This is a genomic window from Thalassospira lucentensis (assembly GCF_001613805.1).
Classification (GTDB): Bacteria; Pseudomonadota; Alphaproteobacteria; order Rhodospirillales; family Thalassospiraceae; genus Thalassospira; species Thalassospira lucentensis_A.
This window is the reverse complement of record NZ_LPVY01000005.1, coordinates 355830-371008: the sequence shown is the minus strand read 5'-3', so window position 1 is coordinate 371008 and position 15179 is coordinate 355830. Positions and strand designations below refer to the sequence as shown.

At 49.1% G+C, this 15179-nt stretch carries 14 protein-coding genes and 1 tRNA gene; 9 read left to right on the top strand and 6 right to left on the bottom strand.

The window, feature by feature from the left end:
• The first annotated feature begins 9 nt into the window (after positions 1-9).
• The 4 genes from AUP42_RS07015 to AUP42_RS21170 all read left to right on the top strand — a co-directional run bounded on the left by AUP42_RS07015 (position 10) and on the right by AUP42_RS21170 (position 4369).
• Complete coding sequence (locus tag AUP42_RS07015) at positions 10-1107, top strand: glycosyltransferase family 4 protein (protein WP_082824686.1); 1098 nt, start codon at positions 10-12, stop codon at positions 1105-1107.
• Between the two features lie 121 nt (positions 1108-1228).
• Positions 1229-2062: a glycosyltransferase family 2 protein gene (locus AUP42_RS22050; protein WP_062950201.1), complete on the top strand. Its 834-nt coding sequence runs from the start codon at positions 1229-1231 to the stop codon at positions 2060-2062.
• Positions 2059-2937 (top strand): alpha-1,2-fucosyltransferase, encoded by an 879-nt coding sequence (locus tag AUP42_RS07005; protein ID WP_062950199.1) that lies wholly within the window; start codon positions 2059-2061, stop codon positions 2935-2937. Before AUP42_RS22050 ends, AUP42_RS07005 begins: the two co-directional genes overlap by 4 nt.
• Before the next feature lie 253 nt (positions 2938-3190).
• A complete protein-coding gene (locus tag AUP42_RS21170) occupies positions 3191-4369 on the top strand; it encodes a glycosyltransferase family 4 protein (protein ID WP_082824685.1) in 1179 nt (392 codons plus the stop codon).
• On the opposite strand, the gene AUP42_RS06995 is transcribed toward AUP42_RS21170, so the two are convergent.
• The 5 genes from AUP42_RS06995 to AUP42_RS06975 form a co-directional block, all read right to left on the bottom strand.
• Positions 4358-5005 (bottom strand): 5'-methylthioadenosine/S-adenosylhomocysteine nucleosidase, encoded by a 648-nt coding sequence (locus AUP42_RS06995; protein ID WP_062950196.1) that lies wholly within the window; start codon positions 5003-5005, stop codon positions 4358-4360. The genes AUP42_RS21170 and AUP42_RS06995 overlap by 12 nt on opposite strands.
• Positions 5006-5107: 102 nt before the next feature.
• Positions 5108-5184: transfer RNA gene (locus AUP42_RS06990), tRNA-Arg, on the bottom strand.
• A gap of 141 nt (positions 5185-5325) precedes the next feature.
• Entirely contained in the window at positions 5326-7062 is a 1737-nt protein-coding gene (locus AUP42_RS06985; protein ID WP_062950194.1) for an adenylate/guanylate cyclase domain-containing protein, read from the bottom strand.
• A 159-nt stretch (positions 7063-7221) separates the two neighbouring features.
• On the bottom strand, positions 7222-8190 hold the full coding sequence (locus tag AUP42_RS06980) for an alpha/beta hydrolase (RefSeq protein WP_231858186.1): 969 nt from the start codon (positions 8188-8190) through the stop codon (positions 7222-7224).
• A gap of 122 nt (positions 8191-8312) precedes the next feature.
• A complete protein-coding gene (locus tag AUP42_RS06975) occupies positions 8313-9275 on the bottom strand; it encodes an ABC transporter ATP-binding protein (protein WP_156484572.1) in 963 nt (320 codons plus the stop codon).
• A 185-nt stretch (positions 9276-9460) separates the two neighbouring features.
• Between AUP42_RS06975 and AUP42_RS06970 the strand changes: the two genes are divergently transcribed.
• From AUP42_RS06970 to AUP42_RS06950, 5 genes are all read left to right on the top strand, one after another.
• On the top strand, positions 9461-9640 hold the full coding sequence (locus AUP42_RS06970) for a zinc-finger domain-containing protein (RefSeq protein WP_007088596.1): 180 nt from the start codon (positions 9461-9463) through the stop codon (positions 9638-9640).
• Positions 9641-9783: 143 nt separating this feature from the next.
• Complete coding sequence (gene trpB, locus AUP42_RS06965) at positions 9784-11007, top strand: tryptophan synthase subunit beta (protein WP_062950188.1); 1224 nt, start codon at positions 9784-9786, stop codon at positions 11005-11007.
• Positions 11004-11852: a tryptophan synthase subunit alpha gene (gene trpA / locus AUP42_RS06960; RefSeq protein ID WP_062950186.1), complete on the top strand. Its 849-nt coding sequence runs from the start codon at positions 11004-11006 to the stop codon at positions 11850-11852. Before trpB ends, trpA begins: the two co-directional genes overlap by 4 nt.
• Before the next feature lie 57 nt (positions 11853-11909).
• Positions 11910-12845 (top strand): acetyl-CoA carboxylase, carboxyltransferase subunit beta, encoded by a 936-nt coding sequence (gene accD / locus AUP42_RS06955; RefSeq protein WP_062950184.1) that lies wholly within the window; start codon positions 11910-11912, stop codon positions 12843-12845.
• Positions 12826-14121 carry a bifunctional folylpolyglutamate synthase/dihydrofolate synthase gene (locus tag AUP42_RS06950; RefSeq protein WP_082824684.1) on the top strand — a complete coding sequence of 432 codons (1296 nt, stop codon included), beginning with the start codon at positions 12826-12828 and terminating at the stop codon, positions 14119-14121. Before accD ends, AUP42_RS06950 begins: the two co-directional genes overlap by 20 nt.
• Positions 14122-14138: 17 nt before the next feature.
• Here the strand turns inward: AUP42_RS06950 and AUP42_RS06945 are convergent, their stop codons facing one another.
• Positions 14139-14921 (bottom strand): hypothetical protein, encoded by a 783-nt coding sequence (locus AUP42_RS06945; protein ID WP_231858185.1) that lies wholly within the window; start codon positions 14919-14921, stop codon positions 14139-14141.
• Between the last annotated feature and the right edge of the window lie 258 nt (positions 14922-15179).

Below are 15179 nucleotides of genomic sequence, written 5' to 3'. Positions count from 1 at the left end.
TGATATAAAATGAAAATATATTTCGACGGACAGATTTTCATTGAACAGACAAGCGGTGGAATAAGTCGGTACTTCTGCAATCTTGCTCATAGTCTTTCGAATATTCCCAATGTAAGCGCACGTATTATTGCCCCCTTGCATCGAAATGAACATTTGGCAGATTATTCATTCAACCTATGCGCCGGTGTACGCTCTCCGTCAAATTGGCGAACAGGCCGAATTTCTTGGGGAGCCCTAAGAGCTGTTTCTCCCCCTATAAGCTATTTGTGCCAGCCAGACATCGTACATGAAACATATTTTTCGCCAAAAAGTTATTTGGTTAACGCAAAGAAACGTGTGACAACCATTTATGATATGATTCACGAATTATATTTTCCTGGATGCGAAACTGCGCGCAACAAAATTGAAACGCTTAAACGATGCGATCATGTATTTTGCATTTCTGAAAATACGCAAAGAGATTTATGTCAAATACTGGACTTCCCAATCGAAAAAACAACTGTGACCCATTTATCTTATCAGGATTTCTCTCAGTACATTGAGACAAAGAATAACAGTTTCTTAAAAGATAAACCTTATTTTCTTTATGTTGGGAATCGAGGAGGATATAAAAATTTTTCTGCTTTACTAGAGGCCTATTCAGTATCGCCTTACCTTCGCAACAACTCAAAAATCGTTGCTTTTGGCGGTGGAGAATTCAGCGAAGATGAATCTAGTCAAATCAAAAGCCTAGGGTTAAATCGAGATCAGATAGTTCCTGCAAATGGACCGGACAGTATGTTGGGAATTGCCTATGCAGGAGCCTTGGCGTTTATTTATCCATCTCAATATGAAGGCTTTGGCATCCCCCCTCTGGAAGCGATGTCCGCAAATTGTCCAGTAATTTGTAGCAACAGCTCGTCTCTCCCAGAAGTTGTTGGAGATGCTGCCTTGTTGTTCGACCCCTTAAACGTCGATGAGCTAAGGTATAGAATGGAAGAAATTGCGAGTTCGACAGAAGTAAGAGATAAACTTAATGACTTCGCGAAAGAACGACTAAAATTATTTTCTTGGGAAGAATGCGCAAAAAAAACATTACATGCTTACGAGCGTATTCTTCAATTTTGAAGTTAACACGATTTTGTGGAGTTATAGCAGTGTACAAATCTCGAAAGGTATATAAATCAGTCTAATGACGAGACTCTTTAATTAACATTTTGTCTGCACTGCATAATGGAATAACTGGCGTATGATCGATAGAGGTTCGAATTCAGTTAGCGTAATAATTCCGACGTGGAATCGAGCGTCGTCAATCAGGGCTGCTATTGAGAGTGTACTCTCACAGACATTTGAAGTTACTGAGATTCTAGTTTGTGATGACGGGTCAACGGACTCTACTGCCGAAATAATCCATGGAATCTCTCAAACTCACCCTAAAGTAATTTGGGTGTCAGGCCCGAGGTCTGGTAGACCAGCGGCTCCGAGAAATCGCGGACTGAAGGTCGCCAACGGACAATGGATAGCCTTTCTAGATAGCGATGATATCTGGCTACCCAATAAACTAGCAATGCAGTTGGAAGCTACGTCTAAATATAACTGCTCCGCAGTATGCACAAATAGTTGGAGAATAAAACCGAACAAATCGGAAAAAGATTTGCTTCTCTCGCAGAAGTCAAAACTAATCACGTTTAACGACCTACTGAACATAAATCTTGTCCATTGCAGCTCAGCATTGGTACATCGAGATATACTTGAAAAGACGGGTGGATTTCCAGAATCTCGGTCGCTTACCGTGGGGGAAGATTATGCACTTTGGTTGCGAGTATCAAAATTAACAGATATAATTTACATAGGCGAGCCAAGCGTAATTTACTTAGACGACCCGATTAATAGCATTAGATCGAAAAGCCTAAACGGGTGGCAAGAAAAGATCAATGTTGTAGATGATTTAAGATTATGGATACTTAAGGAATATAAAAAAAGAGATCAATTATTGATTTTTAGACTTATTTTGTTAATATTTTATTTTAAAATGAGAAAATATATATCATTGACAGTAAACTTTATTCTGGGAAAAAAATGAAAAATATTATTGTGTCTCGACTAAATGGCGGACTTGGAAACCAGATGTTTCAATATTCAGTTGGCCGGGCAATATCTTTATGTACAGGTAGAGAATTATATTTAGAAACAGGGAACCTTGAGAGAGACTCTCTTAGAGAGAGCCTTATACAAAATTTCAACATCAATTGCACTTTTGTAAATGAGCAGTTTTTAGAAAAAAAAATGTTTTGGCCCATTAAATTGACAAGACGCTTCCCGAAGCTGCCTCACCCTAAGTCATATACAAGATATGTGCGCGAGAAATCTTTTTTTTATGACAAAAGTGTATTCAGCATTCGTGGCGATATTTGTCTTGAAGGATACTGGCAATCGCCGAAGTATTTTCAGTTCATTGAAAGTGAATTGTTAAAAGAATTTAGTTTAAAGAAAAAAATTTCGCATTATAGACGTATGATTTCCAACAAAATATTGAACGAGAACTCAGTATCCATACACATCCGGAGGGGAGACTATGTATCTGACCCAAAAACGAATTCTTATCATGGAACATGTTCTTTAGAGTGGTATAAAAACTCGATGAAATTCATTGAGAGAAGCATCTCAAACCCAAATTATTTTATTTTTAGCGACGATTTGGACTGGGCAAAGCAAAATATAAGTTCAAATCATTCTATTAATTATGTTGAAAACCAGAATGATGGAAAAGATTTTGAAGATCTTTATATTATGTCTCTTTGCAAGCACAACATCATATCTAACAGTTCATTTAGTTGGTGGGCAGCGTGGATGAACAAAAACCCTAGTAAAATCATAGTGCATCCTAAAAAGTGGTTCAACGTAACGCACGTCGATACCAGAGATCTGATACCAGACAATTGGATAGAAATGCCTTAAGTTATTCTGGTAGACAAATACAAATTAAAGATAATTTGCGAACATATTTATACATATTTATACCTAGTGACACATGATGATTACATACCAACCTGCGGGAGGCTCTGATAAATTTCATAGATTTCTAACACAGATTCCTAATGTAAAAACTAATGAATCTCGTGTGTGTCGTCACAGATTTTAGGCAAAAAATATAACACTATTAGATATATTATTTATTTTTCTCTGTGAGTATAAGCAAGAGCATAAAACATTGCTAATATTAATAACCTGCCCGACTTTCCCCCCATCTAATAGTGGATTAGGGAACGCTGTCTTTAAACAGACAGAAATCATTTCTCAGGCTGGCCATAAAGTTATTGTTGCAACTGGCGGAGAGAAACGAGAGTCATACGATATTTCAAATAAAATCAAGGTGGAAACCTTTCCTATAAATGGATCAAATCTTTTTCTTGATCCAATTCAAGGAAAAAAAAGTATTTATGTAGATTTTCTAATAAGTCATTCTTGGGACATTGTATTAATGAATGCTTGGCAAAATTGGGCAACTGATATTGCATTAAATCATTTAGATCATATCTCCGGAAAAAAGATCGTTTACAGTCATGGAATTTCAACCAACAATTTTTTCCTGAATCGACCTTTACGGTCTCTAGTGAGATACCTCGCCTGGAGACCTTACTGGTGGCGATTGAAAGCTGTGATGAAGAAACTGGATGCTATTTTCTTCCTTGCACGGTCTGGGACAGACTGCAGGTTTGATGACTTGCGCTTGGCCGAGAAGAATGAAATTCCTTATTATATTGTACCTAACTGCCTATCCAAAGCTGCAGTCGACGCACGCAATTCAGACTATTTGAAAAAACATGAGCGCGAAATTTTTATCGCGGTTGGCTCTTACGAATGGCAGAAAGGCTTTGACTTCGTACTTAAAGCATACGCACGCTCCTCAGCATGCAATAAAGTTACCTTGCATTTTTTCGGACAGAAGAAGACGCACTTTCACAAGATTTTGGTCGAGCTCAGCAAAAAACTTGGTATCAATTCAAATTATGTTGTCTTTCACGAAAACATTTCTGGCGACGAACTTCTTGAGCAGTATAAGCGCAGCCGACTTATACTTTTAGGCTCACACACCGAATGCCAGCCTTTGGTGCTAATTGATGCTACAGCAACCGGTACACCATTCATCGCAAGATCTACCGGATGCATTTCAGAGATGAAAGGCGGGATTTCTGTGAAACGATGGCAAGATATGTCAGAAAAAATTAACTTACTGGATAAGAATGACGCCATATGGGAAAACCTGAGCAATAAAGGCCTAAGATCTTCCCACCAAGAATATTCACCCGATAATGTTTCAAGAGAGTTGATCAAATCAATTGAAATTGTTTATAAAAATGAACATAAACACGAAAAGTTACCTTCTTAACTTGTTCAATTTTTTTAAATTTATTTGACCCTTTATAATATCCACCGATTTTGCCAAATTTTCGTCAACGACGTGCAGATAGGTAGTCCAGTCAGAGAGAGTATTGAGTTCTTCTTTACCGTCAGAAATTCCGCGTAGGCCGATTACCGGTACATCAAACTTCTGACAAACGCGCAGAACAGCGTAGGTTTCCATATCCACCATATCAGCATCGATCGCATTATATGCGTCACCTGATACAACGTTTGCCCCAGTAGACAAACGTGCTTCCGGTAAAGTGGGGATACGGTAGGGTAAATCGAGAACTGCTGGAAGATTAAGATAGGGCGTGATCCCCCTCTCGAATCCAAGTGCCGAGCAATCCATATCCCGATAGGACACTGACGAAACCTGATAAACCTTGGCCTGATCAAGTGTGCGCGACCCAGCTGATCCAAGAGTTACCACCAGATCAGGCAAATCGTTCGCCAATTTCAGTTCGGTCAAGGCTATGCTTAGATTAATTGCGGCCTCAACCGGACCAATACCGATCATCAGCGGTTTGAACAGTTTTTCAAGATGGGGGCCATATTCCTGATTTGCTGCCATTGCGAACAGCACATTGGTTCCGGCAAAATCATGAAGATATCCGCGCATGTCTCATCCATCTCATCTGCGATTGATCAAGATGCAGATTAGTGGTCAGAAAACGCTTTGCCAGCCCTTAATTGGGCGGACTTGAAAATATTCTTGGGAAATTGGCGCACCCGACAGGATTCGAACCTGTGGCCTTTGCCTTCGGAGGGCAACGCTCTATCCAGCTGAGCTACGGGTGCGCAATAGACATCGGGCAGCACGGCCCGAGCGGTTGGGTGATACAGGTTTTGTCCGTCGCGGGCAAGGATTTTTGACGGCCCCTGCCAATCAGCACCTTGCCGCCCATTCGGTTAATTTCTGGTTGCGACATATCACTGCGATCAGCTTTCGACGTCACGTCGCTCATAGGGATCCCGAACGATCCACGTCCCGTTCCATTCCCGGTCCTGTTCGCGGCGCTGCAGGCGTTCCATACGATTGAGCATAAGCTGAGCGGCAAAATCGCTGCCGATGCCTTCCTGAACTTTCTCGAATAGAGGTTGGGCCTTGTCAAAATCACCCTCGCGATAAGACGCAATCGCAGTTTCATAGGTTTTGCGCCAGTCGCGACGTTCATCGCTTAGCTGCCCGGACTGTGCCAGCACTTCATAAAGATAAACCACATGCTCGGTCCCGAGCAGTACAACATGGTCCAGATCGCGCATCTCAATCTCGCCGGCTGCCATGCTGGCCGTTTCATGTGAAGCCAGAATCTGGGTACCGTAAATACGATTGGCCTTTTCAAGGCGGTTGGCATAGTTCACGCAATCGCCAACCACCGTATAAGCGCGTGATTTATCCGTTCCGATTGATCCGACAACAACTTCGCCGGTCGCAATACCAATACGAATATCAAGCCCGTGATCGCCAATCAGGTCGGCATATTTGGTCTTCAGCGCATTAAACCGTGCCACCTGCTCCAACGCTGCCAGACAGGCATGCCCCGCGTGGCTTTTTTCCCCGCAGAAGGGCGGCCCCCAGAAACCGATCACCCTATCCCCGACAAAATTGTCGATAATGCCGCTATGATTGGCAATCGGTTCGGTCATTGCCGTCAGATAGTCATTCAGAAAATCGACAAGTTTCTCGGGCGGGATATGTTCCGCCATCCAGTCAAAATTGGTCAGGTTCACAACACTGACCGTCATCACCCGCTTTTGCGAGGTTTCAAGCGCGGTTTCCTGTGACAGCAGGTTATTGATGATCTTTGGATCAATATATTTGCCAAACCGTTCACGCATACGGAACCGTACGCGCAATTCGCGCGTCATGCGGTTAAAGGCATCCGCCAGCCGGGCAAAATCGCCCTTGCCCTTGAAATCAAGGCTTGTATCAAGCTTGCCTGACTGCACGCTGTTCAACGCATTGGTCGTATCGCGAACTGCTTTGACCACCGCTTGCGCCAGATAATAGGCAAAGGAAATGCCGATCACCACCGCAGCCAGCATCATGATAAATTCGGCCTGGATCAGAAAATCTTCGCGCTCCGAGACATTTTCGACTGTTTCGCTGGAATATTTTTCCAGCAGCAAAATCTCGCTGCGCAGATCAAGCACAATGTTGCGATGAATACCACGCACCAGATTTTCCTGACGTTGCGCATCATAAAGATCGCCTTCACGCACCCGGCTCAGTAACCTTTCAACGCCCAGATTGAATTGGGCGGCAATATCGGCGAATTCGCGCATACGGACATCAAGATCAAGCAACACACCTTGTTCGAAATGGCCCGATGCCTGTGCCCGGCCAAGTGCTGCCGAGGTGAAAGCCTTGCGAAAGGCCTGCTCGATCTGGGTTTGCTTGGCATCAATCTCGATTTCGATACCACTTAACAGGGGAGCATCCGGGCCTTCATTTTCGACAACACGCATGTAACGGTCGATCAGCGAAATCTGTTCAAGCTGACGGGAACGAACATCGGAAAGCGCATCCTTGACCGGCGTCACATAGCGCGACACTGCTTCAAGATCGCCATTGATTCCAAGTGACTGGATAACGGAGAACCCGGTAGCCACCACAAGCCACACGACAAAAAAGGCCGCGACACCCAGGAACTTCGCCCGAACGGTCCTTAGCATGCCGGTCCTGATCCTCCGAAAAACGTAGCTGAAAATGCCACCGAATACACAAAGGCAATAGGTGCCATATCGTGACGGTCGCCTCGGGTAACAACCTTGGCTATCATATGCAACTGATTAAAAATGCTACCTGATCAGGGATCAGCGGTCAAAACGCAATCAATTGAGCGTACACGAAAAATCCCGAGCAGCCGCACCGCCCTTGATCCAGCGTCTGATATCGCCGATCACCGTTGGTCCGTTCAGGTCACGCAGCAACATGTGGTAGCCATCAGGAAACAGGCAAACCACACTCCGGTCCGGGTTTGATGCCCTGATGTCCTTCGCAATTGAGCCAATCGCCGCCGGTGGAATCACCTGATCCTGTTCGCCGGACAATAAAAGCGTTGGAATATCAATTTCTCCTGCCCGTTGATGAGCCAAATCCATCAAACCAGCCAAACCGGCAACCATATCAACCCGTACCGATTTCATCATATGCGGATCACGTGACAGACGACGGAGCATTTCAATATTGTCCGAGGGCCAGATATCAAGTCCCTGCCCAGACAGGAGCAACCAAGGCAAACTGTGTGAGATGACAGAAAGCGGTGCGGTCTGATACCACGGCATCATGTCGCGGTTCCATACTGCCGGAGCCACCAGAATAACCCCGTCCATCCACCGGGGCCGCGATGCCGCCGTCACAATCGCAACCGCACCGCCCATCGAGTCCCCCATCAGATAGATCGGCCGACCCGGATATTGCGTACGCAGTGTGACCAGCATGTCAGCGGCATCATTGACGAGGCTTTGTATTCCCGACCAGAAAGGTCGCGTCGCAGTGCGCCCAAAGCCGCGCTGGTCATAAGCAAAAAGCACAATATTATCAGACGCCAGCGTCGTTCCGGCTTCGTCAAATGCATTGGCGTAATCGCCAAATCCGTGCAGGCCAAGGATCACCGCATCCGGATCGTCAACCGGGCCCCAATGCTGCAAGGGTAACGATTCCCCGTCAGATGCAATGAACGCATTTTGGGTAATTTTAACGCTGCCAACCGGATCACCGGCAGGCTTGACAGTCGGTGCGCAAGCCACCAGCAAAAACGAGAACCCGAGCCCGACAAACCGCAACAATGTTTTCGACATGTGGTTAATTGCCGCTCCCGAAGTCATTCTGGTTTGCGTTTGAAAGCCAAGTTATGGGGAAAAAAAACAAAACCCTGCAAGAAACTTGCAGGGTTTTGAATGATCTGGCAACTGCTTGAAAATCAGGCAGCCTTACCCGCACGGGCCTTGTCATTATCGCGTGTCAGCATCAGGAAGATATCTTCAAGATCGCCTTCCTCGGTCGACAGGTCGGTAATTGCGAGACCGCAACCCTGAATGGCGTTAAGGATTTCAGCCATCTGGGTATTGCTGGGCCGGTAATTCAGCGCGATCTGGTTTGCGGCCTTAAGCTCCGCCCCCCAAGGGGTGAGTTCCTCGGGCACGGCATTGAGTTCGTTTTTAACTGTGAGAACCAGCGTTTTGTGGTCGATCCGGCGCAGAAGACTGCGCTTGTCTTCATGGGCAATCACATTGCCCTTATTGATGATCGCAATCTCGTCACACAGCTCTTCGGCTTCTTCAAGATAATGCGTGGTCAGAACAATCGTAACACCTGCCTTGTTCAGTTCCTTCACATAAGCCCAAAGCTGTTGACGCAGTTCGATATCGACCCCGGCAGTTGGTTCATCTAGCACCAGAACCGGCGGCATATGGACCATCGCCTTGCCGACCAGAAGACGCCGACGCATCCCACCCGAAAGCGAGCGGGAATAGGAATCGGCCTTATCTAACAGGCCAAGAGCGGCAAGAATCTCGTCCGTACGCCGTTCCGGTTTGGGGACACCATACAGGCCTGCCTGCAATTCCATCGCCTGACGCGGCGTGAAAAATGCATCCAGATTAAGTTCCTGCGGCACGATCCCGATCGAACAACGCGCAGCGCGCATTTCGGTTTCGATATCATGGCCCCAGATTTTTGCCGTACCGCTTGTCTTGGTGACAAGACCGGCCAGAATATTGATAAATGTGGACTTTCCGGCGCCATTCGGACCAAGAAGGGCGAAAAATGAACCGCGTGGAATTTTCAACGACACGTTATCCAGTGCCAGTTTTTCGCCGTTCGCACCCTTGTAGAGCTTGGTCAGCCCTTCGACTTCGATGGCGTAGTCGGGCATTGCAGTCATGAATGCGTGATCTCCGCTCTTTTCCGCGTGGCTTGTTTGCGCTAAGACCATGCGGAAGTGTTGATTGAATATGCGCAATCGGTATCATCCCCATCAAAGCTGGGTCAATGGCTCTTGGCCCTGCTTCAGGCCGATGATCAACCGATGGCAACACCTATGCCTGTGCTAACTGGGAAGCTGGATATATGAAGATCACCGAAGAAATCAAAGTCGGCAGCCTGAATGTTGCCTGTGACGGCGGCAAAGGCCACCTTGGTCATCCCACCGTTTACCTCAATCTTGAGGAAAAGGGCGAGGTGGTCTGCCCTTATTGCTCGAAGAAATATATTTTCGACAAATCCCAGGCCGAGCACGCAGCCCATTAATCCGTTTTGCCCGGCCACGGGTAGAAGGAACCAGCTTTAAGGCTGCCAATCCCGTTAACACCAGCGGCTTCTCGCTGATCCAATGACTGTCGCATGTCTTTGCCGTCGCGGCACCGTTCGCGGCCCATCCACGGGGAAATCCTATGACGTCTGCACCAACCGCGCTTAACAGCTATCGTGCCCTTCCGGATCCGGATGGACATTTCGGCAATTTCGGGGGCCGCTTTGTCGCCGAAACCCTGATGCCGCTGATTCTCGAGCTGGAGCAGGCCTACAAGGATGCCAAGAAAGACCCGGCGTTTCAGAAAGAACTCGATTATTATCTGAAACACTATGTCGGTCGTGCGAACCCGCTTTATTACGCCGAACGCCTGACCGAACATCTGGGCGGTGCCAAGATTTATTTCAAGCGCGAGGACCTGAACCATACCGGCGCGCACAAGATCAACAACTGTATTGGCCAAATCCTTCTGGCCAAGCGCATGGGCAAAACCCGTATCATTGCCGAAACCGGCGCCGGCCAGCACGGTGTGGCAACCGCGACGGTATGTGCACGTTTTGGACTGCCCTGCACGGTTTACATGGGTTCGAAGGATATCGAGCGCCAGTCGCCCAACGTTTTCCGCATGCGGCTTCTGGGGGCCGAGGTCAAACCGGTCAAATCCGGTTCCTGCTCGCTTAAAGATGCGATGAACGAAGCCCTTCGGGACTGGGTCACCAATGTCGAAGATACTTTCTACATCATTGGTACCGCTGCAGGTCCACACCCCTATCCGGAACTGGTCCGCGATTTCCAGTGCGTGATCGGCAACGAAGCCAAAGAACAGATCCTTGAACAGGAAGGCCGCCTGCCCGATCAGGTAATCGCGGCGGTCGGTGGCGGCTCAAACGCGATCGGCCTGTTCCACCCGTTCCTAGATGACAAGGATATCGAGGTTGTCGGTGTCGAAGCAGCCGGTCACGGTATTCATACCGGAAAGCATGCCGCCAGCCTGAGTGCCGGTAAACCCGGCGTTCTTCATGGCAATCGTACCTATTTGCTGATGGATGACGACGGCCAGATCAAGGAAGCCGATTCGATTTCTGCCGGTCTGGATTATCCAGGTATCGGCCCCGAACATAGCTGGCTCAAGGATATCGGGCGCGCTCGGTACGAGCCGATTGGAGACAAAGAGGCGCTTGAGGCCTTTAAGCTCTGTTCCGAACTCGAAGGCATCATTCCGGCGCTGGAATGCAGCCATGCCATTGCTCAGGTGATGAAAGAAGCACCGAAAATGGGCAAGGACAAGATCATCCTCATGTGTCTGAGTGGCCGGGGTGACAAGGACATCTTTACCGTGGCCGAAGCACTGGGAGTAGAACTGTGAGCGACGCAATCATCGGCGGCCAGGACCGCATTGCCAAACGTTTCGCCAAGCTCAGGGAAGAAGGTCGTGCCGGTCTGGTGACCTTTATCACCGCAGGTGACCCGGACCCGGAAGCATCGTTCGAAATCCTCAAAGCCCTGCCCGAAGCCGGTGCGGATGTGATCGAACTTGGTATGCCATTTACCGATCCGATGGCCGATGGCCCGGCAATTCAGGAAGCCTCAATCCGTGCATTGGCAGCCGGCATGCATATGCGCAAGACCCTGTCGCTGGTTCGCGGTTTCCGCGATCAGGATCACGAAACGCCCATTATTCTGATGGGCTATTATAACCCGATCTATATCTATGGCGTTACCGAATTCCTTGAAGATGCACGCAATGCAGGGGTTGATGGCCTGATTGTCGTAGATCTGCCGCCCGAAGAGGATGCCGAACTTTGTGTCCCGACCGTGGAAAAAGGTTTGTCCTTCATTCGACTGACAACCCCGACATCCGATGACAAACGCCTGCCGAAACTCGTTCAGAATACGTCAGGCTTTGTTTATTATGTCTCGGTTGCTGGTGTTACAGGTGCTGGGTCGGCAACCAATGACCAGATTGTCGAAGCCATGGCACGCCTGCGTCGCCATACAGATTTGCCGATTGCCGTTGGTTTCGGTATCAAGAACGCGACCCAGGCCGCAGAAGTTGCCCGGCAGGCGGATGCTGCTGTGGTCGGGTCGGCAATCGTATCAAAAATTGCCGAAAGTCTTGACGAAAACGGCAAGGCCACCGATAAGACCGCCTCTATGGTCACAGGCCTTGTTCGCGAACTTGCAGACGGGGTACGCAACGCGCGCAACTAATGCTGTGCGTTACTGTGAAATGACCGATATAGGCAAAACCAAGGATCAGTATCCGATATGTCGTGGCTGACAGAATTCGTCCGTCCCAAGATTCAGAAACTTGTTCGCCGCACCGATGTGCCCGAAAATCTCTGGCATAAGTGCCCGTCGTGCGAACAGATGATCTTCCACCGTGACCTGGCAAAGAACAAACATGTTTGCCAGCATTGCGGCCATCATATGCGCATTTCAGCCAAGGACCGTCTTGAACTCCTGTTCGATGAGGGCAAATATCAGCTCATAGAACTGCCGAGCGTTCCGGTCGATCCGCTGAAATTCCGCGACCAGAAAAAATACACCGATCGCCTGAAAGCGGCACAGGCCAAGGCAACCTACAAGGATGCCCTGGCTGTTGCCCATGGCGATGTCGGCGGTCATGCAACCGTCGTTGCGGTCTTTGATTTTTCCTTCATGGGCGGATCGATGGGCACCGCCGTTGGCGAAGGCATCGTTGCCGCGGCCGAGCTCGCAACGGTTCAGGATGCGGCCCTTATCATCGTTCCGGCGTCGGGCGGTGCACGTATGCAGGAAGGCATTCTAAGCCTGATGCAAATGGCGCGCACCACGGCCGCGATCGAGAAGGTCAAGGAAAAGGGTCTGCCCTATTTCGTCCTTCTAACCGATCCGACCACCGGTGGTGTTTCGGCATCCTTCGCCATGCTGGGTGATATCCAGATTGCCGAGCCGGGTGCACAGATCGGTTTTGCCGGTCGTCGCGTGATTGAAAATACCATTCGTGAAAAACTTCCCGATGATTTCCAGACAGCCGAATATCTTCTGGAACACGGGATGGTCGATATGGTCGTACCGCGCGGTGAACTGAATGAAACCATCGGTCACCTGATCGATATGATCCGCCGCACCAAGCCGGGTGCCGCGATCGTTCCGATCAAGGATGCGAAGAAGAAACCCGCGAAAAAGGCCGAGACCGAAGGTGACAACGCCAAGAAGTGACGCGATTCTTGCGCGTCTGGGCCAGCTTCATCCAAAAGTGATCGATCTTTCATTGGGTCGGATTACCCGCTTGCTCGCCAAGCTGGGTAATCCGCACCTGAATTTGCCACCCGTCATTCATCTGGCCGGAACCAATGGCAAGGGATCGACATTGGCCTACCTGCGTGCCATCTATGAGGCTGCGGGTCTTCGTGTTCATACATCGACTTCCCCCCATCTTGTTCGCTTTCACGAACGCATACGTCTGGCCGGTGAACTGATCACCGAAGACGTGCTGTGCGACCTTCTTGAAGAAGTCGAAGCAATCAATGACGGCGAACAGATAACATTTTTTGAAATCACCCAGGCAGCAGCTTTTCTGGCCTATTCACGGGTTCCGGCAGACGTTGTCCTGCTTGAAACCGGTCTTGGCGGGCGGGTTGATGCATCAAACGTGATTGATAAACCGGCTCTGACCGTTATTACACCAATCTCGCTTGATCATCAGGGCTTCCTTGGCGATACCATTGCCAAGATCGCCTTTGAAAAGGCCGGGATCATGAAGCCGGGTGTACCGTGTGTGCTTGCACCTCAAAGCCTTGAGGCCTTTGATACGCTTGCCCGCCACGCCAACGATATCGGCAGCCCCCTGATCACGAATTTCGGCATCACCGCCGAACGCGAGGACGGCTTTACGCTTCGCATTACCGAAGAAGAATTTGATTTGCCTTTGCCTGCCTTGCCGGGGCGCCATCAATTTATCAATGCCGCGACCGCCATAACCGCTGCACGCTACGCCGGTATTCCCGACATCACAGGCCCGGATTTGGCAATAGTAGCGCGCGGAATCAGCCAAGCCAGCTGGCCCGCACGCCTTCAGAAGCTGATCACCGGACCACTTTGTGATGCCCTGCCTGAGGGGTGCGAGCTTATTCTGGATGGGGGACACAATATCGCAGCTGCCGAAGTCATCGCAGACTGGCTGTCCCGGCAGCCCAAAGGCGATACCGTCGCGATCATGGGAATGCTTGATAACAGGGACCCGGTCGCATTTCTCCAACCGCTGGCCCCTCATATCACATCATTTGCCGGCATTCCGATACCGGGAGATCACGAAGTTCACAGCGCCGATACGTTGCGTGATGCTGCCGCCAAGGCAGGAATCGCAAATGCACATGCCTGCGAAACCCTGGATGATGCGTTGGCCGTTCTGAAGAACGCTGTTGCAAAACCCAAAAGAGTTTTGATTTTGGGGTCGCTTTATCTGGCAGGTGTTGTACTGGAAAATCACGCCTGATCTGGCGCGTCTCGCGATCAGATTTCCGGTAACCGCACTTTATTGTTTACTGCTGACGAACTGCCACCCCCCGTGCCACTGCCGTTGGATGATCCGTCATCATCCTTGCGCAGGCGAAGACTGCCAGCTTTGTGCACCTTGCGCCGATCCCCGGCCACACCGGGCGGCAATCCGGCAGAGGCACCCTCTTTCGAAATCTGGTTCCCTACATGCTCCATCCGGTCATAACGATCTGCTTCGCGCCGAACAGTGCGACCGGTAACCCATGTGTAACCCAACACATAAAGCAGGAATCCCCCTACGCCAATGGTAAGGGTCAGGAACTGTAAAACCGGAAGGAAACTGCCGAATAGCTGCCCACCGCCATAAATCATGAAAATGCAAACCGCCGCCACGGGGGCGAGTGCAAGGAAGAATATCCCGCGCACCTTGTGGCGGATCGGCCCGTAATGCATCAGCATCGCGTAAAACAGGTACATCAGTGCGATGAACACCACGAGTTTGATCAGCAGCACGAAATGGTCGACCGCCGGAAGACGCTGGTTACGGTCATAAACGCCAAAGACAACGAACAAACCGTGCAGGAAAAGCCCGAAAATTCCGAACGTAATAAGAAAGCGCATCCATGAGGACGCACGAAAGAACCTGCGCCATCCCGATCCGTTAGACCGCGCAACCCGTTCGGCTTTTTTGGCCTTCTTGCGCCGAGTTGCCAGCTTCATGTCGTCATGCAGCTCGCGCGTCGGTTCTGCGGTTTCAATGCCGATGCCTTGTGGCTTGAAAACCGGTTTATCTTCCATCGCCGGCAATGACCGGTTCTCCCGTTTCCCGAAGGGAAGTTGCACTGCGATAGACCATATCAATCCCTGTGCGTCCTGATAAGCCCAAAGCGACATCCTGCCATAAATGCTCAGAATACGATCATGATCGAAGTTTTCATTTTGATATCGACACGATAATCAAAATTCTTGCTCTCTCCTGACAGTCTCCTGTCAGTAGTAAAGCCGGAAACAGCCAATATATTCCCGCTTTCGGCGATGCCCCACTCGACTTAGCCC

Bases quoted from the DNA above. Each gene is read 5' to 3' on its own strand.
- AUP42_RS07015 (WP_082824686.1), top strand. From the start codon at position 10: ATGAAAATATATTTCGACGGACAGATTTTCATTGAACAGACAAGCGGT.
- AUP42_RS22050 (WP_062950201.1), top strand. From the start codon at position 1,229: ATGATCGATAGAGGTTCGAATTCAGTTAGCGTAATAATTCCGACGTGG.
- AUP42_RS07005 (WP_062950199.1), top strand. From the start codon at position 2,059: ATGAAAAATATTATTGTGTCTCGACTAAATGGCGGACTTGGAAACCAG.
- AUP42_RS06995 (WP_062950196.1), bottom strand. From the start codon at position 5,005: ATGCGCGGATATCTTCATGATTTTGCCGGAACCAATGTGCTGTTCGCA.
- AUP42_RS06985 (WP_062950194.1), bottom strand. From the start codon at position 7,062: ATGCTAAGGACCGTTCGGGCGAAGTTCCTGGGTGTCGCGGCCTTTTTT.
- AUP42_RS06980 (WP_231858186.1), bottom strand. From the start codon at position 8,190: ATGTCGAAAACATTGTTGCGGTTTGTCGGGCTCGGGTTCTCGTTTTTG.
- AUP42_RS06975 (WP_156484572.1), bottom strand. From the start codon at position 9,275: ATGACTGCAATGCCCGACTACGCCATCGAAGTCGAAGGGCTGACCAAG.
- AUP42_RS06970 (WP_007088596.1), top strand. From the start codon at position 9,461: ATGAAGATCACCGAAGAAATCAAAGTCGGCAGCCTGAATGTTGCCTGT.
- trpB (WP_062950188.1), top strand. From the start codon at position 9,784: ATGACGTCTGCACCAACCGCGCTTAACAGCTATCGTGCCCTTCCGGAT.
- accD (WP_062950184.1), top strand. From the start codon at position 11,910: ATGTCGTGGCTGACAGAATTCGTCCGTCCCAAGATTCAGAAACTTGTT.
- AUP42_RS06945 (WP_231858185.1), bottom strand. From the start codon at position 14,921: ATGGAAGATAAACCGGTTTTCAAGCCACAAGGCATCGGCATTGAAACC.